This window comes from Pseudomonas sp. 7SR1, from assembly GCF_900156465.1.
GTDB lineage: Bacteria > Pseudomonadota > Gammaproteobacteria > Pseudomonadales > Pseudomonadaceae > Aquipseudomonas.
The window spans coordinates 2064777-2084516 of record NZ_LT707064.1 but is presented as its reverse complement, the minus strand read 5'-3'; the positions used below and the strand labels follow the sequence as shown (position 1 = coordinate 2084516).

The following is a 19740-nucleotide window of genomic DNA, read 5'->3' as shown; positions in this document are numbered from 1 at the left end:
TGTTGGGTCAGACCCTTATGGTTATGGTGGCTGTCAGGCCGTCATCGCGAGCAAGCTCGCTCCCAAAAGGGTTACGCGATCAACTGTGGGAGCGAGCTTGCTCACGATGATGCCGATGCGGCATCGCCGGTCTCCCACAGGACCTCAAGCCACTAGATATTCTGCCGATCCCCCTTCGGATCGAAGAACACCGAAGAAACGATCTCTGCCTCGATCACGCGGCCATCGGCCAGCGGTGCGAACACCCGCTCGCCCATGCGCTTGAGACCGCCCTTGACCACACCCATGGCAAACGAATAACCCAGGGAGTTATGCGCATAGCTGGAGGTCACGTGGCCGACCATCGACATCGGGATCGCCTGCTTGGGGTTGAACACCAGCTGCGCGCCTTCCGGCAGCCAGACATTCGGATCGATCGGCTTGAGACCCACCAGTTGCTTGCGGTCCTCGCGCACGCAGTCCTCCCGGTTCATGCCCCGCCAGCCGATCCACGAGAACGGTTTGGTGCGGCCCACGCACCAGCCCATGTTCAGGTCGTCCGGAGTCATCGAGCCATCGGTGTCCTGGCCAACGATAATGAAGCCCTTCTCGGCCCGCAGCACGTGCATCGTCTCGGTGCCGTACGGGGTCAGGTTGTACTTCTTGCCCGCTTCGACGATCTGCTCGAGCACGCCCATGGCGTAGTCGGCCTGCACGTTGATCTCATAGGACAGTTCACCGGTGAACGAGATACGGAACACCCGCGCCGGCACGCCACCCACCAGGCCTTCTTTCCAGGTCATGAACGGGAAGCCGTCCTTGTCCAGGTCGATGTCGGTGACTTCGCTCAGCAGCTTGCGGCTGTTGGGTCCCGACAGGGTCATGGTCGCCCAGTGGTCGGTGACGGAAGTGAAATACACCTTGAGGTCCGGCCATTCGGTCTGCTGATAGATCTCCAGCCATTGCAGCACGCGCGCAGCGCCGCCAGTGGTGGTGGTCATCAGGAAGTGGTTGTCCGCCAGACAGGCTGTCACGCCGTCGTCGAACACCATGCCGTCTTCCTTGCACATCAGGCCATAACGAGCCTTGCCCACGTCCAGCTTGGTCCAGGCGTTGGTATAGATGCGGTTGAGAAACTCGCGTGCATCCGGGCCCTGGATGTCGATCTTGCCCAGGGTCGAGGCGTCCAGCAGGCCCACGCTGTCGCGCACGGCCTTGCATTCGCGCTTGACCGCGGCATGCATGTCCTCGCCGTTCTTCGGGAAATACCAAGGGCGTTTCCACTGGCCGACGTCTTCGAACTCGGCGCCGTTCTTCACGTGCCAGGCATGCAGCGCAGTGAAACGCACCGGCTCGAAGATGTGCCCGCAATGCCGGCCGGCCACTGCGCCGAATGTCACCGGCGTGTAGTTCGGACGGAACATCGTAGTGCCCATCTGCGGGATGCTCACGTTCAGCGAACGGGCCGCGATGGCCAGGCCGTTGACGTTGCCCAGCTTGCCCTGGTCGGTGCCGAAGCCCAGTGCGGTGTAGCGCTTGACGTGTTCCACCGACTCGAAGCCTTCGCGGGTGGCGAGCTCGATGGCGGCGGCGGTGACGTCGTTCTGCAGGTCGACGAACTGCTTCGGCGCCCGTGCGGTGGATTTTTCATGAGGCACCTGGAACAACGCCAGGGTCGGCTCTTCATGGCGGCTCAGGGCTTTGGGCAGAACGCCCTCCACCGCTTGGAAGCCGGCCTCGCTGGCCGCGCGCACGCCACCTTCGAAGCCATCGGCCAGGGCATCGCCAAGGCTGTAGACACCATTCACGCCGCCCACGCAGACGCGCTTCTGTGGTGCTTCGCCCGGTACGAAACCGAGGATGTCTTCACGCCAGATCGGCTTGCCGCCCAGGTGCGATGCCAGGTGGACCACCGGGCTGTAGCCGCCGGAGCTGGCCACCAGGTCGCAGTCCAGCCATTCGCCGGGGCTGGTGACCTTGTGGGCGCGGACATCGATCGCGGCGATACGCGCCGCGGTCACGCGCTTGCTGCCGCGGACCTCGATCACGGCACTGCCGGTGAGAATGCGAATGCCTTTGGCGCGCGCCTCTTCCACCAGCGCACCACGAGGATTGCTGCGGGCATCGGCGATGGCCACCACTTGCAGGCTGGCGTCGAACCAGTCCAGGGCCACGCGATAGGCATGGTCGTTGTTGGTGGTCAGCACCAGCTTCTTGCCTGGCGCCACGCCATAGCGACGTACATAGGTGGAGACCGCGCCGGCCAGCATGTTGCCCGGTACGTCGTTGTTGCCGTAGACCAACGGACGCTCGCAGGTACCGGTCGCCAGCACGACGCGCTTGGCGCGGACCCGGTTGATGCGTTGGCGCACCTGGCCGATCGGTGCCCGGTCACCGAGGTGATCGGTGAGGCGCTCATGGATGGTCAGGAAGTTGTGGTCGTGATAGCCGTTGACGGTGGCACGAGGCAGCAGCACCACCTCCGGCATCGAGCGCAGTTCAGCCACGGCTGCTGCGACCCACTCGGCCGCCGGCTTGCCGTCCAGGCTTTCACGGGAGTCGAGCAGGCTGCCGCCGAACTCTTCCTGCTCATCGGCCAGGATCACCCGCGCGCCGCTGCGGCCGGCGGCCAATGCGGCAGCCAGGCCAGCGGGGCCGGCACCGACCACCAGCACGTCACAATGACGGTTCATGTAGTCGTATGTGTCCGGGTCGTTCTCGGTCGGCGAGCGACCCAGGCCCGCGGCCTTGCGGATGTACTTCTCGTAGGTCATCCAGAACGACTGTGGATACATGAAGGTCTTGTAGTAGAAGCCCGGCGGCATCAGCTTGCCGCCGACCTTGCCGAGAATCCCCATCATGTCGTTGTTCACACTCGGCCAGCCATTGGTGCTGGTGGCGACCAGGCCTTGGTACAGCGCCTGTTGCGTGGCGCGCACGTTGGGGATCTGCGTGGCTTCGGTGGCACCGATCTGCAGCACCGCGTTCGGCTCTTCGGCACCGGCGGCGAAGATGCCGCGCGGGCGGGAGTACTTGAAGCTGCGGCCGATGATGTCGACGCCATTGGCCAGCAGCGCGGCCGCCAGGGTGTCGCCTTCGAAGCCCTTGTAGGTCTGGCCGTTGAAGGTGAAGCTCAGCACTTTGTTGCGGTCGATCCGTCCGCCGTTGGACAGGCGATTGATCTGGCTCATACCTTCTCTCCCAGAGCCTGTGCGGCCGCTTTCGGACTGTCAGCCTTATCGGTGAATTGCGGCTTTTGGCCGATCTTGTAGGTTTCGAGAATCTCGTAGGTCACGGTGTCGCGGGTCGCGTTGAAGTACTGGCGGCAACCGGCGGCATGGATCCACAACTCGTGATGCAGGCCGCGAGGGTTGTCGCGGAAGAACATGTAGTCGCCCCACTCCTCGTCGGTGCAGCTGTTCGGGTCCAGGGGACGCGGGATGTGTGCCTGGCCGGACGAGTGGAATTCCTCTTCGGAGCGCAGTTCGCCGCAGTGAGGACAGAAGATGTGCAACATGTGGGATTTCTCCTGTTAGTGGGCGACGGCAGCAGCGCCGTGTTCGTCGATCAATGCACCGTTGTGGAAACGGTCGATGGAAAACGGCGCGGCCAGCGGGTGCATCTCACCCTTGGCCAGGCTGGCAGCGAATACGTTGCCCGAGCCCGGGGTGGCCTTGAAGCCGCCGGTGCCCCAACCGCAGTTGAAGAACATGTTCGGCACTGGCGTCTTGGAGATGATCGGGCATGCGTCCGGCGTGGTATCGACGATGCCGCCCCACTGACGGTTCATGCGCACCCGCGAGAGCACCGGGAACATCTCGACGATGGCCTGGATGGTGTGCTCGATCACCGGGTACGAGCCGCGCTGGCCGTAGCCGACCCAGCCGTCGATACCGGCACCGATCACCAGGTCGCCCTTGTCGGACTGGCTGATGTAGCCGTGTACGGCGTTGGACATGATCACGCTGTCGATGATCGGCTTGATCGGTTCTGACACCAGTGCTTGCAGCGGATGGGACTCGACCGGCAGGCGGAAGCCGGCCAGCTTGGCCATGTGCCCCGAGTTACCTGCGGTCACCACGCCGACGCGCTTGGCGCCGATGAAGCCCTTGTTGGTTTCCACACCGATGCACACACCGTTTTCCTTGCGGAAGCCGATCACTTCGGTCTGCTGGATCAGGTCCACGCCCAAGGCATCGGCGGCCCGGGCAAAGCCCCAGGCCACGGCATCGTGACGGGCCACGCCGCCGCGACGCTGGACAGTCGCGCCCATGACCGGGTAGCGGGTGTTCTTCGAGCAGTCCAGGTACGGGATCTCCTCGGCCACCTGCTTGGCATTGAGCAATTCGCCGTCCACGCCGTTGAGGCGGTTGGCGCTGACACGGCGCTCGGAATCGCGGATGTCCTGCAGGGTGTGGCACAGGTTGTACACGCCACGCTGGGAGAACATCACGTTGTAGTTCAGGTCCTGGGACAGGCCTTCCCAGAGCTTCATGGCATGCTCGTACAGGTGGGCCGACTCGTCCCACAGGTAATTGGAACGCACGATGGTGGTGTTGCGCGCGGTGTTACCGCCGCCCAGCCAGCCCTTCTCGACCACGGCCACGTTGGTGATGCCGTGCTCCTTGGCCAGGTAGTAAGCCGTCGCCAGACCATGCCCGCCACCGCCGACGATGACCACGTCGTAGACCTTTTTCGGCGTCGGCGTGCGCCACATCCGCTGCCAGTTCTCGTGATGGCTGAGAGAGTGTTTGAAGAGGCCGAAGCCCGAATAGCGTTGCATAGTCATTACTCCAAAACCGACTCAGCGATAAACCGGGAAGTCCGCGCACAGCGCCGCCACTTGCTGGGCCACGTTGGCCTCGACATCGGCATCGCCGAGGTTATCGAGGATGTCGCAGATCCAGCCGGCCAGCGTCACGCATTGGGAGACCTTGAAGCCGCGCGTGGTCACCGCCGGGGTGCCGATGCGCAGGCCCGAGGTCACGAAGGGCGACTGCGGGTCGTTCGGCACGGCATTCTTGTTGACGGTGATATGGGCACGGCCCAGGGCGGCATCGGCATCCTTGCCGGTCAGGCCCTGGCGGATCAGGCTGACCAGGAACAGGTGGTTATCGGTACCACCGGACACTACATCGTAGCCGCGCTTGATGAACACGCCAGCCATGGCCTGGGCGTTCTCGATCACTTGCTGCTGGTAAGCCTTGAAGCCTGGCTCCAGCGCTTCCTTGAAGCACACCGCCTTGCCGGCGATCACATGCATCAGCGGGCCGCCCTGGGCGCCCGGGAACACCGCGGCGTTGAGCTTCTTCTCGATCTCTTCGTTGGCCTTGGCCAGGATCAGGCCGCCACGCGGACCACGCAGGGTCTTGTGGGTGGTGGTCGTGACCACGTCGGCATAAGGCAGCGGATTGGGGTACAGACCGGCGGCCACCAGGCCGGCGACGTGGGCCATGTCGACGAACAACAGGGCACCGACCTTGTCGGCGATCTGACGGAAACGCGGGAAGTCCAAGGTCTTGGAGTAGGCCGAGAAACCGGCGACGATCATTTTCGGCTTGTGCTCGACCGCCAGGCGCTCGACTTCGTCGTAGTCGATCAGGCCGGTGGTGGTGTCGATGCCGTACTGCACTGCGTTGTAGAGCTTGCCCGAGGACGACACCTTGGCGCCGTGGGTCAGGTGACCGCCATGGGCCAGGCTCATACCCAGGATGGTGTCGCCAGCCTGCAGCAGGGCCAGGTAGACGGCGCTGTTGGCCGACGAGCCGGAGTGCGGCTGGACGTTGGCGTAATCGGCGCCGAACAGTTGCTTGGCGCGTTCGATGGCCAGGGCCTCGACCTTGTCGACGTGCTCGCAGCCACCGTAGTAGCGCTTGCCCGGATAGCCTTCGGCGTACTTGTTGGTCAGGCCACTGCCCTGGGCCTGCATCACACGCTTGCTGGTGTAGTTCTCCGACGCGATCAGTTCGATGTGATCTTCCTGGCGTTGCTCCTCGGCGTTCATCGCCGCCAGCAGTGCATCGTCGTAACCCTGGATCTGGTCTTGCTTGCTGAACATCGCGTCTCTCCCAGCGGCGGTGGTGCGCCTTGTTGTCTTGGTGAGGCACCGTCCGTTCGACAGTGCCCTTTGGATGCGATGGTATGGCTGGCGCAGGCAGGTCAAATGCCTATGGACGCCACGCAAAGGTGCGTTTACGACATAGGAACAGACACGGTCCTGTTTGGACTGGAGACAGGATCCTTGTGGCGAGGGGATATATCCCCTCGCCACAGATAAATCCCTGGCCGCAGGGTTCTGTTCAGGCCGACAGGTGGCGAACCGCGAGCAAAACCAGGAAATGCGCGGGATACAGACCATAGGCCCAACGCCGCATCGCCGGCGGATGAAAACGACCGGCATGTCGCAAAAGTACCTGTCCAAGCCATGGCGCGATCAGGCAAGCCACCAGCCCCCAGATGGCCACCGCATCCCCCAGCCACGCCGCGCCATACAGCACCCGCCATTGGTTGGCCGCCAGACATACCAGCCCCGGCAACAACGCCATGTACAAGGGACGCTTGAATACCAGCAACATTGCCAGCGGCAGCAGCACACCAAAGAAACCGAACATCAACTGCGACGAAAACAGCGCCGCCAACAGCAGCGCCATCACTGCCAGGCCTCGCGCCTCCAGGCTCGGCGTTTGCCAACAGCGCGCCACCAACAATCCCAGCACCAGGGTTGGCATCACATTCAGGGTGGCGGGATCAGGAATGAACAAGCGGTAGGGGATTTCGCTGACGGCACTGAATAGCAGCAGCCAGCCCAGGTACCGCCATGGAGCAGCGCTGGCACCCCTGCGCGCCAGGTTCGCCGCCATCGCCAGGCAGAACCAGGGAAAAGCCAGGCGCCCGGGCACGTAGAGCCAATCGGCGGAGTAACCGACATATCGCAGATGATCGAGCACCATCGCCAACAGTGCCAGCCACTTGAGCAGATCCAGCGCCGTATCACGCCGACTCATCCGCGCCACGCCACGGCCGCATTGTGATTTCCAGACCGAAACATCCGGTGTGTTCCCCCATCATTCTTGGGTAAAGTGCGCACCATGATCGACCACGGCGCTGCGCACCAAAGCACGCCGAACCACCGGACCCCCTCACCCGGGAGTCCGCCAGGGATCTCTTTATCCAGGACTCTCTATTTCAGGAGCAAGGCCATGACCGACAAGAGTCAACAGTTCGCCAGCGACAACTATTCCGGCATTTGTCCCGAAGCCTGGGCCGCCATGGAAGAAGCCAACCAGGGTCACCAGCGCGCCTACGGCGACGATGAGTGGACCCATCGCGCGGCGGATGATTTCCGCTCTCTGTTCGAAACCGACTGCGAAGTGTTCTTCGCATTCAACGGTACCGCGGCCAATTCCCTGGCACTGTCCTCGCTGTGCCAGAGTTACCACAGCGTGATCTGTTCGGAAACCGCCCACGTCGAAACCGACGAATGCGGTGCGCCGGAGTTCTTTTCCAACGGATCCAAGCTGCTGCTGGCGCGCACCGAAAACGGCAAGCTGACCCCCGACTCGATTCGCGAGATCGCCCTCAAGCGCCAGGACATCCACTACCCCAAGCCGCGGGTCGTGACCCTGACCCAGGCTACGGAAGTCGGCAGCGTCTATACACCGGAGGAAATCCGCGCCATCAGCATCACCTGCAAGGAGCTGGGGCTGAACCTGCACATGGACGGCGCTCGCTTTTCCAATGCCTGCGCCTTCCTCAGCTGCTCGCCAGCGGACCTGACCTGGAAAGCGGGCGTGGACGTTTTGTGCTTCGGCGGCACGAAAAACGGTATGGCGGTGGGCGAAGCGATCCTGTTTTTCAATCACGACCTGGCCGAAGACTTCGATTACCGCTGCAAACAGGCCGGGCAACTGGCCTCGAAGATGCGCTTCCTGTCCGCCCCCTGGGTCGGCCTGCTGCAGGACGACGCCTGGCTCAAGCACGCTCGCCACGCCAACCGCTGCGCGCAATTGCTGGCACAGCTGGTGAGCGACATCCCCGGCGTGGAACTGATGTTCCCGGTCCAGGCCAACGGCGTCTTCCTGCAACTCTCGGAACCTGCCATCGCCGCCCTCACCGCCCGCGGCTGGCGCTTCTACACCTTCATCGGCAAGGGCGGCGCACGCTTCATGTGCTCCTGGGATACCGAAGAGGCGCGAGTGCGGGAATTGGCGGCGGATATTCGGGAAGTGATGGCCGGCTAAGGAAAGACACACTCAAGGCCGTTCCCGACCACTGCTCGGCCGGGGACATGGTGAACTGTGGCGAGGGGATTTATCCCTTCGCCACGGGATCTTCGTGCCCGTCAGAACTCGATCCGCACATCCCCCTTCGGCACGCTGCAGCACGACAGGATGTAACCTTCGGCCTCGTCGTCCTCGGTGATGCCGCCGTTGTGGTCCATCTCCACTTCGCCGCCCAGCTTCAACACCTTGCAAGTGCCGCAGATGCCCATGCCACAGGCCTTGGGAATCATCATGCCAAGTTTCGCGGCGGCGGCATGGACAGTTTCGCCCGGTGCCACGCGAATGCTCTTGCCCGAGGAAGTGAACTCCACCAGGTGCAGGTCCGCCGCATCGACCTCCGGCGCCTCGGCAGCCTGCTCGGCCTGCTCCACCGCGTCGGCACGGGCTTCCGGTGGCGTGGCGCCGAAGGACTCCTCGTGGTAGCGCTTCATATCGAAACCAGCGGCTTCCAGCAGACGCTTGACCGCGTTCATGTACGGCGTCGGGCCGCAGCAGAACACTTCGCGCTCCAGGAAGTCAGGCGCCATCAGTTCCAGCATCTTGTGGTTCAGGTAACCGCGATAACCCGCCCACGGCTCGCCCAGACCGTGTTTCTCGCAGATCAGGTGCAGGCTGAAGTTGTCGATCCGCGACGCCATGTGCTCCAGCTCGCGGTGATAGATGATGTCCTTGGGCGAACGGGCGCTGTGGATGAACACCATGTCGACGTTACCGTTGGTGTCGTAGTACCAGCGCGCCATGGACATCACTGGCGTAATGCCGACGCCGCCGCTGAGGTAGAGCACCTTCGGGGCAGAGAAATCGATGGCATTGAACAGTCCCACCGGCCCGTGTACCGCCAGCTCCTGGCCTTCGTGCAAGGTGTCGTGCAGCCAGTTGGAAACCTTGCCTCCCGGCACACGCTTGATGGTCACCGAAAAGCTGTAGGGCACCGACGGCGAGCTGGAGATGGTGTAGGAACGCATGACCTGCTGGCCTTCGATCTCCAGCTCCAGGGTCACGAACTGTCCCGGCTTGAAGAAGAACATGATCGGCTGGTCGGCCATGAAGCAGAAGGTGCGTACATCCCAGGTTTCCTGGATGACTTTGACGCAACGCACGATATGTCGGCCATTGGCCCAGGTCTGGGTGGTGACCGGGTTCAGGAAATTATTGGACATACTGATCTCCACGGCCGACTGCCGGCCTTCATGGTGGCGATTGTGCGCAGGCGCCGAAAGCGTCGTTTACCTATTCGCGACATCCACGTACTTATCGCGACCAGCCCCCAACCACCGGGGCTTGCGCGTCGGGAACAGATTGGGCCATGTCGCCCATGGATAAGGTTCCGGCCCTGCGCGGCCCCACACTCGCCCCAACAGACAAACAACGTTTTCTGCCTTGCGTAGCACAACCGATTAGCCATATTTCGCCGGCCACACAGATGGCCATGAGGATAAAACGATGGACGTGACCACAACCCTGAGCCTGGGCGATCCGCTGGAACCCGCACGCAAGGCTACCGCGAAGATGCTGCAGGAACGCGAGCGCACGTTCTCGCTGCCGCAGCCGTTCTATTGCGACGAGCGCCTGTTCGACATCGACATGCAGGAGATCTTCCAGAAGGAATGGTTGATCGCCGGCATGACCTGCGAGATCCCGACCAAGGGCAACTACCTGACCCTGCAGGTAGGCAAGAACCCGATCATCGTGATTCGTGGCGCCGACGGTGTAGTCCACGCCTTCCATAACGTCTGCCGCCACCGTGGCTCACGCCTGTGCACCAGCGACAAGGGCAAGGTCGCCAAACTGGTCTGCCATTACCACCAGTGGACCTACGAGCTCGACGGCCGCCTGCTGTTCGCCGGCACCGAAATGGGCGCCGACTTCGACATGAAGCAGTACGGCCTCAAGCCAGTGAACGTGAAGACCGCCGGCGGCTATATCTTTATCAGCCTGGCGGAGAACCCACCGGCCATCGATGACTTCCTGTCGACCCTGAACCACTACATGGAACCCTACGACATGGAAAACACCAAGGTGGCGGTGCAAACCACCTTGATGGAAAAAGCCAACTGGAAACTGGTACTGGAAAACAACCGCGAGTGCTACCACTGCGGCGGTTCGCATCCTGAACTGCTCAAGACCCTGCTGGAATGGGACGACGTCACCGACCCACGGGCCGACCAGGCGTTCAAGGACCATGTGGCCGATTCCGCCGCGGCCTGGGAAGCCGAGAAGATTCCTTACGCTCACAAGAGCTTCGGCCTGCGCAACCGTATCGTGCGCATGCCGCTGCTCAAGGGCACCGTGTCGATGACCATGGACGGCAAGCAAGGCTGCGCCAAGCTGATGGGTCGCATCAAGAACCCGGACCTGGGCTCGATGCGCATCCTGCACCTGCCGCACTCCTGGAACCACTGCATGGGCGACCACATGATCGTGTTCACCGTGTGGCCCATCAGCGCCCAGGAAACCATGGTCACCACCAAGTGGCTGGTGCACAAGGACGCGGTCGAAGGCGTGGATTACGACGTGGAGCGCATGCGCCAGGTCTGGGACGCCACCAACGACCAGGACCGTCGCCTGGCCGAAGAGAACCAGCGCGGCATCAACTCCACCGCCTACCAGCCAGGCCCGTACTCCAAGACCTATGAGTTCGGCGTGGTGAACTTCGTGGACTGGTACAGCGAGCGTATGCTCAACAACCTGGGGGCCGAGCCTGCGCCGTACCTCAAGGGCGTTCCGGTCCAGGGTTGAGTCAGGAGCATCGCGAGCAAGTTCGCTCCACAGGGGTTCTGTGTTGTTCACACAACCTGTGGGAGCGAGCTTGCTCGCGATAGCGGCCCGACATTCACCTGATTACTTCGAAGACCACCGCACCGACCCATCCTCCCCATAAAACGTCTCTTCGATCTCCTCCCCCACCAGCCGCACCTTCACGTACCCGTTCAACACCCGCTCCGGATACGCCGGATCGCCCGCAAGCTCCGTCTCCGACCACAGCACCCGGGCATGCCCGTTCAGTTCGCTGGTAGTGCCGTAGGGAATCGCTCCGTGCCCGGCGCAGCGCGCATGCAATCCGCCCTGAGGCGCGTAGCAGATGCCGTTGTGCAGATGCCCCCAATACCAATAGTCGGGCTCGCGCCCAAGGGCGTCGCAGACCGGTTGGTAAAGCGCGGTCTGATGATGCCCGCTGATATCGAAACCCTGATGATGGCTGAGCACCATCAGTTTCTTGCGCTTGGGCAGGCTTTTCATCCAGTCGATCTGCTGGGTGTTGAGGGTGCCATCCATGTACAGGTTCATGGCGTCGGAAGCGTAGGCGGTGTCCAGGCCGACCACCAGCCAGTCGTCGTTGTACAAGGCAAAGTAGCTGGTGCCCTGTTGCACCGGGAACCGCTTGGCCAGTTCCTTGAAATAACCGTGGGCGCCGCTGTACATCTCGTGGTTGGAATTGAGGGTGAAGGCGCCATGCTTGCCCTGGGGCCAGCCGGCCATGTCGACGTCTTCCTGGGAATGGGTGCCGGCGTAATAGACATCCCCAAGATGGATGGTGAAATCGGCCTGGGCCAGCTGCATCTGGTTGGCGACGGCCACCGCCGGCGCATGGCTGTCGAAGGGACCGGTCCCCCAGTCGCCGGCGATGGCCAGCACCACGTCGCGGTCCATTTTCACCAGCGCCGGGTTGGTGGCGAAGGTCGCATGGTGGCGCAGGTTTTCGATCCACTTGAGCAACGCCTCGCTCCACAGCAGATCCAGCAGCTCCCATTTACGGCAGCCCAGCAACGTGCCGTCCTTGAGGACCCGGGTCGGCAATTCATCCTCGCTTTGCGGCAACGGCGTGGCATTGCCAAGCTTCAGGATCGACAGGCCGTGGGCCAGCTCCCACGGCACGGCAGGCTCGTCATCCGGCAGATCACCATGCTCGATGACATGCCGTGCCTGGTCGTGGCCGCGTTGCAAGAGCTTGACGATGGCCTGGAACTCCTCGGGTTCCAGGTCGTTGACGAGTTTTTTCCAGGACATTTCCAGTCGCGTGACCAACCCGTGCAGGCGGACCTTGACCTTGTCGAACTCATGTTCCCAATGATGCAGTAATGACATGTGAACGCTCCTTCGCAGTGCCCTGGATCACAGGGTTTTCATGAATTCGATCAAGGCCCGCTTGTCGGCGTCCGACAGTTGCGTGCCATACAAGTGGCCACCGTTGTGGTTGCCCTCCAGGCGGGTGTCGTACTTGAAGTCCGCCGTTGCCTTCATCTGCTCACCGCTGGTGATGAAGCCCACTTTCTCCTGGTCATAGATGTCCGAGCCGGTGTAGAACACTTGCGGACGCTGTTCCGGCGGCTGCAGCAAGTCCCACAGGGTCGGCACCGAACCGTTGTGCAGGTATGGCGCTCGCAGCCAGACGCCATCGGTGGGTGTGTTGCTGTAGCTCTGGGTCTTGCGGTAGGCGCCGAAGTCGAACGGCGGCTTCTTGAAGCCGTGGAACGCCGCCACCAGGCCGGTGGTGAAGGAGTTCAGGCGATGAGGGTCGGTGCCCAACTGGTCGATGTTGGTGGTGACCTGGCCCGTGTCGGTGCGGCCGAAGTCGTGGCAACCGGCGCAGTTCTGCTCCCATATCGGCTTACCTTGGGCGACTTTCGCCTGGTCCAGGGCGAACGGCCAGGCGGGCGCCTTGTGCCCCAGCAGCCAATTGGTCACCCGGTTGAAGCTCGGCGGCAGTACCGATTGCGGCGTCGCGCCTACGGCCATGGCCGCGGCGTAATTGCGCTCATGGATATTGTTGTTATTGCCGTCCCAGTGCAGGTAAAGCGACTCGCGAGGCTTCTGGTTCCAGACCTGCGGCAGGTCCACGGTGCCAATGGTTGAGTCATCCGGGAAGCCGAACACCACCATTTTGGTCGGGTTGAAAGTGTCGGTCCGGCCCGGCCCCTGGGCCGGGCGCAGTTTCTGCCAGGCGTAGGCCTGCTTCTGCTTGAGCAACGCACTCTTGGCCATCGGAATGATCAGGTAGCGGTTGTACAGCTTTTCGAAAAAACCCAGTTGGAACTTGCCATTGATCGCCGCCATCACCGCATCCGCGGTGAATTTCGGGTCACTGGCGCAATCGTAGGCGAACCATTGGAAGGCTTGCAGCTGCAGGGTATTGGCCGGCGCAGTGGCGACCGGAACCGCGACATCCGTGGCATTGGCCCGGTAAGAGCCGGTGTGGCACAGGGCGCAGTTCGGTTCCACGGTGGGATACCCCAACTGCCGCTTGGCCATGCCGATGGGCAGGTCGTTGCCGTTTTCATAGAGAAAGCCGAACACCTCGTAGCCACCGGGCCTGGGCATTTTCTCCGGACACATCTGAGGCAGCACGGCAAACAGATAGTAGGGAATCCGCGCCTCGATCCCCAGGCCGATGGCGGCATATTTGTAGTGGTCTTCGTCGGAGGCGAAGTCCGGCTGCGGCACCTCCCGGATCATCTGGTACCAGGTCTGGTAACCGACGAAACCCAGCACCAGCACCACCACCAGCGCACCGACCTTGAAGCCATGACTTTGCCAGCGCCGCGCCCAGCCCGCGCGCCAGTCCCGCCAGCCGGCGCAGAGCAAGGCCATGGGCCGATTGGCGACCGGGCTGCCCAGGTACAGCAGGATGCCAAGCACGAGGAACATGCTCAGGTCGCCCATCAGCATGGGGACGAACAATAGCCCCTGGTCATTGGTGTTGATCAGGTAGATCCAGAACACCACCGCCACCAACCGCGACAGCACGCACAGCCACGAATGAACCACGAAACGCGGCGCATTGAACCCCGAGGGCATATAGAACAGGCTGATCCCCACCAGCAGCATGCCGGTGTTCTCCAGCCATGGATCGGACAGCACGGGCGGCAAGCCAAGCATGGACGTCAGCAACGCCGGCGCGAACAGCGCCGGAATCGCGAACACCATGTTCATGACGATCCCCACCCAGATGATGCGTTGGAACCAGCGGATGTAACTGTTCATGGCATCCATTTCCTTATTCTTGACTCACGATATGCAGCGCTCTAGCGATCGCTATCGCGAGCAAGCTCGCTCCCACACTGAATGTGTGGCGCGCACAAAATCAGCGGCACATGGCCCCCTATGGGAGCGAGCTTGCTGGCGATGCAGACGACTGGGCCTTGCGTCAGCCGAGGGCGGTCTTCTCCAGGTGCTCAAGAATGATCGGATACACATCCACCACCGCGTCCTTGCCGAAGATGCAGTCGATATGACCGTAGCCCGGCACCTCATGACGGCTGAACAGCTGCGGATCGTGTATCTCGCACAACCGCTGGTAGGTCTTGAGGGTGCTCTGTGGCAGGTAGCACTGGTTGTCGGCACCGCTGATGAAGCAGATCGGCAGCTTCAGCCGGTCGAAATGCGGCATGTAGACGTCGTTGCCCTTGAAGTCCACCAGGTGCCCCTTGCGCACGATCAGCGCCAGGTGCTCGAAGGTGTGCATGTTCGACTCGCCGAACAATTCATGCAGGTTGTCGTGCAGGGTTTCGTTGAGGGTGTCGTGGCGATACAGCGACGCATACATGAACGTGATGCGGTGGCAGACCGGGTTGGTGCAGTAGCCCTGGGCCTCGATCCGGGCATAGCCGTTGAGCGCCTTGTCGTAGAGCCTGTTGAACCAGTTCTCCTTGGTATCGGCGTAGGCGGTGAGAGACTTGATGCCGATGGCGTCGAGCATGCCAGGCAGATGCAGGCCAGCCTTCAGGCCGGTGGCCGTGGCGACCACCGTATCGGCGGCGATCTGTGAACAGACCACCGAGCGCACCCCCTGCAAGCCGGCCAGCATCGACATGAAGAAGGTCGTCGCGCCGTAGCAATGCACCACGCATTGCACGTCCCGAGCCAGGGTCGCTTGCTGGATCTGCTCGATGGCGGCCTTGAAGTCGTACCGGGCCACCTGGTCGCCGTTCCACTCACGCTTGCTGGCGGGCAGCAGGATGCTTACCCGCAGGTCCAGCAGCCAGACGTCGTACCCGTGCTTGCACAGGTACTCCAGCAAATTGGTGTGGATGGTATCGGTGGAGAAGATATTGGAGCCCACGCCCAGGCCATGAACCAGCATCACCGGGCCCTTGCTGCCAGCCTGGTAGCGGGTCAGGCGCAGCTCGACGCTGTCTTCGGTCTGGAAGAAATGCACCGTCGGCGCCGGCGCGTCCAGCGGGCGCTTGGTGCGCGGCGGCGCGTCCGGGTTGAAGTAGATGTCGCCAGCGAACACCCCGCCATAGCTTTCCCACAGGATACCGGCGAAGAACTTGCCGAACCGCGCAAGAGCCTCGACACGTTCGCGCTCGTTGCGGGCATTGAGCACCTTCATGGTGGTCATCTGCTTGGCGAAATCGGCCGGCTGGATGTGCATCACTCCCGAGCCGATCACCGCGCCGGTCTTGTCCGGCCCGCGGTAGAGCGTGACGTAGAGCGTGCTGGTGTCATGCCAGATGTTCAACACCCCGTTGTCCTCGGGTACGGTCTTGAAGGCGCTGAAGTAATAATCGCTGCCGTCCTCGGCGGTCAGCTTCATGTCGTAGTTCATGTGGCGCACGCCCACCTGTTCCTGGTATTGCTCGAACAGGTTGAACACCCCGTTGCTGGCTACCAGCGGCTGGGGCGAAAGCAGCGGCGCGTCCAGGGTGCCCACCAATGTCGCGGCGTGCTCCGGCTCCTTGATCAGCCGGTTTAAATCGTCGGCGGTGATGGTCAGGGTGAACTCGATGGGCGAGTTGTCCGCCTTGCCGCGCTTGGCCGCCGCTTCGTAGAGCGTCAGGTCCGTGCCCTGGGGCTGGGTGAACGCCGTGGAAAAGTAGCCCTTCATGGTTTCGGTGAACTGTACCCCGAGGGTCGGTGCCGCCACCGGTTTGCGCGGAGCCGAAGGCAGGGTGTAATCGATCTGCCAGCCATGATCGGCCGCCAGCAACCCCATGTTGCGCTCGCTCACCGCCGAGATGGTCAGCAACGGGTTGACCGCCAGGGACGTCGGGATCACCGCGCCATCGGCCACATACAGGCCCGGGTGGACATCCGTGCCGCTGGTGCCACTGAACACCTGGCCCTTGTGGTTGACCACGCCCTGGGTGGCATCTTCGCCCATGACGCAACCGCCCAAGGGGTGGACCGAGACAATGCTGTGCTTGAGCAGCTTGGTCCAGATCGGGTTTTCGACCCAGATCCCGCCCAGTGCCTTGGTGCACTGGTGCAGGCGCTCGTTGCCCAGGGTGACGTTTTCCTGCTCGCCGACACCGGGCCAGTCGATGCGCAACTGATCCTTGCTGTCGAGCAGCATGCGGCCCTTGCCATTGTCGTGGCTCATGATCAGGTAGGTCTGCATGTTATGCAGCGCGCCGTAATAGGGACCGCGCAGGAAGCTCTCGGCTTCACGCCCCTTGTATTTGAGATCGGCCCCCAAGCCTGTGTCGGTAGGCACGCCGATCATCCCGGCAAACGCTGCCATGCTCGGCACCATGGGCCGGCCGAGGGCGCCAGGGATCGAGCCTTCCTCGATGACCATGCGGCTGCGCCAGTCGCCCTCGGTGCGCATGTCGATGATCGAGGTGATGCACGGCCCCACCGGATCCAACTCCTTGGCCGAGTGGGCGCCGAAGCCGATGCCGTTGATGGCCTGGTCACAGTTGTGGCCGAACCCGAGGATGTCGCCGTTGCCGCTCATGTTCTCGCCCAACTGATTGGACATCGACAAGCCCTTGTCCCGGGAACGCAGCATGATCTCGGTGGTGCCCAGGGTGCCGGCGGACACCACCACGATGTCGGCGCGCACGAACAGAGTCGGTGCGCTAAACAATTCGCGGCCACTGTCCAGGTACTGGAAATGCACGATCCAGCCGTTGCCGTCGCGCTCCAGGTGTCGCACCTCGGCCTGGCAGAAAATCTCCGCGCCATGGTTCCAGGCGTCCGGCAGGTAATTCATCAGGGTGGTGTTCTTGGCCTTGTTGTTACAACCGGAAACGCAATCGCCACAGCCGTTGCATGGAAGCTGTTCGACGCCCACGTGGTTGAGGTTGTTGGGCAGCTTGTCGAATGTCACGTTGATCGGAGGCTTGTAGAAATGGGCCCCTTGCTTGAGGTAATCGGCAGATTTGCCGTGAGCGTCGAGCTTGGGCAGGTTCGGCTCCGATGCCGGGTAGGCGTTGGGCTTGAGCATTTCGCGAGCCCTTGCATAGCCATCCTTGAGCAGTGTGTCGCGGTGTTCACGCACCGCCTGGGGCCAGCGCGGATCCTCGAAGACGCCAGGCTCCGGTTCCAGCGAGACGTTGGCATTGATCAGCGACGTGCCGCCCAGGCCGCAACCGACCACGACGTTCTGCTGTGCATTGACGTGCAGGTCGAACAGCCCGGTACGCGAGCCGATGTGACCGTCCGGGTCATGGACCTGCAGCTCCTGCGTGGCCGCGAGCATGGTGTTGGGATATTCGCCGGGCTGTATTTCCCGGCCCCGCTCCAGCAGGCACACCTTGCGCCCGGCCCGGGACAGGCGCGACGCGGCAATGCCGCCGCCGTAGCCGGAACCGATGACGATAACGTCGTAATGCTCCTTGATTTCGCTGATGGGGGTCGAGATCCGTGTCATGTCAAAGTCCTCTCAGGCAGAAGGGCAACTCTGCGGTTGCCTGTCATTTCATTCGGGCGCACGAGCGCCTGGCCACTCTCCTCGGGGGAGTCGAGCGACAGTCAGCGGTGTGGAACGGGGAAGAAACCGGGCGCTATAGGCGGGCACGCTGGTTGACGACGCGGCGACGGCTGCGCCTTGGCGACACAGCGCAAGGCATCTGAACGCGGATCAAGGGTGCAATTGAATAGAAGCGCGAGGGCGGGCTATCCATCATGTGTTCTCCCTGAACCAGATGTGGATAAGACGAGGCGATGTCCTTGTGCCATTGGAGTGAAGACAGACCACGGTCCCACGTCAAGGCACGCCCTTAGAACTGTATGAAATTTGATCTATCGCGTTTCGCACTATATAAGCCGCGGGATCTAGCCTTTCGCGAACAAGTTATCCACATGACCGCCCACAGCTAATGGGGACAACTCCTGCGCATGGCGTAAATTGCTTGAGTGAAAAGTGAATAAAAATCCGCAGGTTACGAACGATGAGCGATTTCAAGCCAGTTGATCGTTTTTTAATCAACAACCTGAACACCTTGCCGCGCAAGGCCTCCAGGGCGAAACGAACACCTTATCCACAGAAGCGCCAACAGCGTTTGGGGGTAATTTTGACGTAACTGTGGAAAAGCGCATCGACCGGGGATAAAACGCGGTTTTCCGGAGAGTTTTTCACGGTCGAACAGGAATTGATCATTTATTGATCAAATCCGCGCAAGCACCGCTGCGCCTGGCTTGCAGAGGATAGCGAACATCTTATCCACAAATGCGCCAACAGAGATTGGGGGCAACTCATGAACGATAAGGGTCGCCTGTTCACAAGTAAACCCAATAAAAACCATAGGTTAGACTGGTCATTTTTTGAGCATAGGTGCGCAAGGCCTGTTTGACGTGGGGTTCAGCGAGGGGCGAACAGGTTATCCACAGGCGCACGCACAGGGATTGTGAGTAAACGTATGACTCAGGTGAGCGAACCTGCTCGCGATATTGCTCCGTCGGTGGACACCCTCGCTCACTGACAGACCGTTATCGCGAGCAGGCTCGCTCCCACAGGTCGGGGTGAACGCTTATTCAGCGAACAACCCCTTCCTCTATCAGTAACTTGAGAATCGCCTCGGCGCCGGCCTCCGGGCTCACGCCCTTGAGTACCTGCCCGCCTCCGCCACTGGCCTTGGCCGTGGCGGCTTTCATACGGTCGGCGCCGCTCTTGGCCTTGATCACCTTCAGACGCTTGGGACGGGGCTTGGCCGGTTGCAGCGTTGCCACCGCGAGCAGGCTGTCGTCGATCACCTCGACTTCTTCGGCATGCAGGGCGCCACGTCGGGCCGGGCCGTAGGCACTCTGGCGGGGCTTGGGCGCCGCGTTATCCACAGTGGCCAGGAATGGCAGGCGTACTTTCAGGCGCCGTCGCTGGCCACGGGGCAATGCCTGCAGCACCAGGGCCACGCCATTGTCGATGGATTCCACCTGGGCCAGCCCTACCACCAGCGGCCAGCCAAGGTTCTCAGCCAGCAGGAATGGCAGCATCCCCGAACCTTCGCCGGTTTCCGCCTGGCTGCCGGTGAGCACCACCTGAGGCGCCGCGTCACGCAGATAATCGGTCAGGGCCGGCAGTGCGTCGGCCCCCGCCGGGTTTTCCAGCACGTGAAGCTCGTCCAGGCCCATGCCCAGGTAAGCGCGTAGCGCCGGCTCGGCCACATCGCCGGCATGCAGCACTTGCAAGTCGTTGCCGGCCAGTTGCAGGCCCAGTTCCACGGCCCGGGCGTCCTGCTCGGCTCGCCTCGGCCGGCCGGAGGTAGGGTGGGCGCCGATGGACACGAGGCTGATCACTTGAGTCGTCATGGTTGAA

General features: G+C 62.2%; 13 protein-coding genes. 3 read left to right on the top strand and 10 right to left on the bottom strand.

Translation table 11 applies throughout. The features are described from left to right. Positions 1–152: 152 nt before the first annotated feature. From BW992_RS09415 to BW992_RS09395, 5 genes are all read right to left on the bottom strand, one after another. A complete protein-coding gene (locus tag BW992_RS09415) occupies positions 153–3170 on the bottom strand; it encodes a sarcosine oxidase subunit alpha (RefSeq protein ID WP_072389901.1) in 3018 nt (1005 codons plus the stop codon). Continuing rightward, the gene (locus BW992_RS09410; protein WP_024779445.1) at positions 3167–3496 is read right to left on the bottom strand and encodes a sarcosine oxidase subunit delta; all 330 of its coding nucleotides are present in this window, start codon (positions 3494–3496) and stop codon (positions 3167–3169) included. Before BW992_RS09410 ends, BW992_RS09415 begins: the two co-directional genes overlap by 4 nt. A 15-nt stretch (positions 3497–3511) precedes the next feature. Beyond that, positions 3512–4762, bottom strand: a complete 1251-nt coding sequence (locus tag BW992_RS09405) for a sarcosine oxidase subunit beta family protein (RefSeq protein WP_072389904.1) — start codon at positions 4760–4762, stop codon at positions 3512–3514. 21 nt (positions 4763–4783) lie between these two features. Beyond that, positions 4784–6037 carry a serine hydroxymethyltransferase gene (gene glyA / locus BW992_RS09400; RefSeq protein WP_072389907.1) on the bottom strand — a complete coding sequence of 418 codons (1254 nt, stop codon included), beginning with the start codon at positions 6035–6037 and terminating at the stop codon, positions 4784–4786. 241 nt (positions 6038–6278) lie between these two features. After that, positions 6279–6983: a TraX family protein gene (locus BW992_RS09395; protein ID WP_072389910.1), complete on the bottom strand. Its 705-nt coding sequence runs from the start codon at positions 6981–6983 to the stop codon at positions 6279–6281. Positions 6984–7178: 195 nt separating this feature from the next. Here BW992_RS09395 and BW992_RS09390 point away from each other — a divergent pair, with 195 nt between their 5' ends. After that, positions 7179–8219 (top strand): threonine aldolase family protein, encoded by a 1041-nt coding sequence (locus tag BW992_RS09390; protein WP_076406057.1) that lies wholly within the window; start codon positions 7179–7181, stop codon positions 8217–8219. A 101-nt stretch (positions 8220–8320) separates the two neighbouring features. On the opposite strand, the gene gbcB is transcribed toward BW992_RS09390, so the two are convergent. Further along, on the bottom strand, positions 8321–9421 hold the full coding sequence (gene gbcB / locus BW992_RS09385) for a glycine-betaine demethylase subunit GbcB (protein WP_072430865.1): 1101 nt from the start codon (positions 9419–9421) through the stop codon (positions 8321–8323). 283 nt (positions 9422–9704) lie between these two features. Here gbcB and gbcA point away from each other — a divergent pair, with 283 nt between their 5' ends. Beyond that, positions 9705–11000 (top strand): glycine-betaine demethylase subunit GbcA, encoded by a 1296-nt coding sequence (gbcA, locus tag BW992_RS09375; protein ID WP_072389928.1) that lies wholly within the window; start codon positions 9705–9707, stop codon positions 10998–11000. A 102-nt stretch (positions 11001–11102) separates the two neighbouring features. On the opposite strand, the gene BW992_RS09370 is transcribed toward gbcA, so the two are convergent. The 3 genes from BW992_RS09370 to BW992_RS09360 all read right to left on the bottom strand — a co-directional run bounded on the left by BW992_RS09370 (position 11103) and on the right by BW992_RS09360 (position 17859). Next, entirely contained in the window at positions 11103–12347 is a 1245-nt protein-coding gene (locus BW992_RS09370) for a metallophosphoesterase (RefSeq protein WP_076406055.1), read from the bottom strand. Positions 12348–12374: 27 nt separating this feature from the next. Further along, entirely contained in the window at positions 12375–14243 is a 1869-nt protein-coding gene (locus BW992_RS09365; RefSeq protein WP_076407334.1) for a hypothetical protein, read from the bottom strand. 163 nt (positions 14244–14406) lie between these two features. Next, positions 14407–17859 (bottom strand): GMC oxidoreductase, encoded by a 3453-nt coding sequence (locus BW992_RS09360; RefSeq protein WP_072459114.1) that lies wholly within the window; start codon positions 17857–17859, stop codon positions 14407–14409. Between the two features lie 520 nt (positions 17860–18379). Between BW992_RS09360 and BW992_RS27340 the strand changes: the two genes are divergently transcribed. Further along, the gene (locus BW992_RS27340; RefSeq protein WP_256656530.1) at positions 18380–18511 is read left to right on the top strand and encodes a hypothetical protein; all 132 of its coding nucleotides are present in this window, start codon (positions 18380–18382) and stop codon (positions 18509–18511) included. Positions 18512–18962: 451 nt separating this feature from the next. Here BW992_RS27340 and etfB read toward each other — a convergent pair whose 3' ends face one another. Continuing rightward, positions 18963–19733 carry an electron transfer flavoprotein subunit beta gene (etfB, locus tag BW992_RS09355; RefSeq protein ID WP_072430868.1) on the bottom strand — a complete coding sequence of 257 codons (771 nt, stop codon included), beginning with the start codon at positions 19731–19733 and terminating at the stop codon, positions 18963–18965. Between the last annotated feature and the right edge of the window lie 7 nt (positions 19734–19740).

What these genes read in the sequence shown, in the direction of transcription:
- BW992_RS09415 (WP_072389901.1), bottom strand. Translation starts at nt 3,170, where the DNA reads ATGAGCCAGATCAATCGCCTGTCCAACGGCGGACGGATCGACCGCAAC.
- BW992_RS09410 (WP_024779445.1), bottom strand. Translation starts at nt 3,496, where the DNA reads ATGTTGCACATCTTCTGTCCTCACTGCGGCGAACTGCGCTCCGAAGAG.
- BW992_RS09405 (WP_072389904.1), bottom strand. Translation starts at nt 4,762, where the DNA reads ATGCAACGCTATTCGGGCTTCGGCCTCTTCAAACACTCTCTCAGCCAT.
- glyA (WP_072389907.1), bottom strand. Translation starts at nt 6,037, where the DNA reads ATGTTCAGCAAGCAAGACCAGATCCAGGGTTACGACGATGCACTGCTG.
- BW992_RS09395 (WP_072389910.1), bottom strand. Translation starts at nt 6,983, where the DNA reads ATGAGTCGGCGTGATACGGCGCTGGATCTGCTCAAGTGGCTGGCACTG.
- BW992_RS09390 (WP_076406057.1), top strand. Translation starts at nt 7,179, where the DNA reads ATGACCGACAAGAGTCAACAGTTCGCCAGCGACAACTATTCCGGCATT.
- gbcB (WP_072430865.1), bottom strand. Translation starts at nt 9,421, where the DNA reads ATGTCCAATAATTTCCTGAACCCGGTCACCACCCAGACCTGGGCCAAT.
- gbcA (WP_072389928.1), top strand. Translation starts at nt 9,705, where the DNA reads ATGGACGTGACCACAACCCTGAGCCTGGGCGATCCGCTGGAACCCGCA.
- BW992_RS09370 (WP_076406055.1), bottom strand. Translation starts at nt 12,347, where the DNA reads ATGTCATTACTGCATCATTGGGAACATGAGTTCGACAAGGTCAAGGTC.
- BW992_RS09365 (WP_076407334.1), bottom strand. Translation starts at nt 14,243, where the DNA reads ATGAACAGTTACATCCGCTGGTTCCAACGCATCATCTGGGTGGGGATC.
- BW992_RS09360 (WP_072459114.1), bottom strand. Translation starts at nt 17,859, where the DNA reads ATGACACGGATCTCGACCCCCATCAGCGAAATCAAGGAGCATTACGAC.
- BW992_RS27340 (WP_256656530.1), top strand. Translation starts at nt 18,380, where the DNA reads ATGAGCGATTTCAAGCCAGTTGATCGTTTTTTAATCAACAACCTGAAC.
- etfB (WP_072430868.1), bottom strand. Translation starts at nt 19,733, where the DNA reads ATGACGACTCAAGTGATCAGCCTCGTGTCCATCGGCGCCCACCCTACC.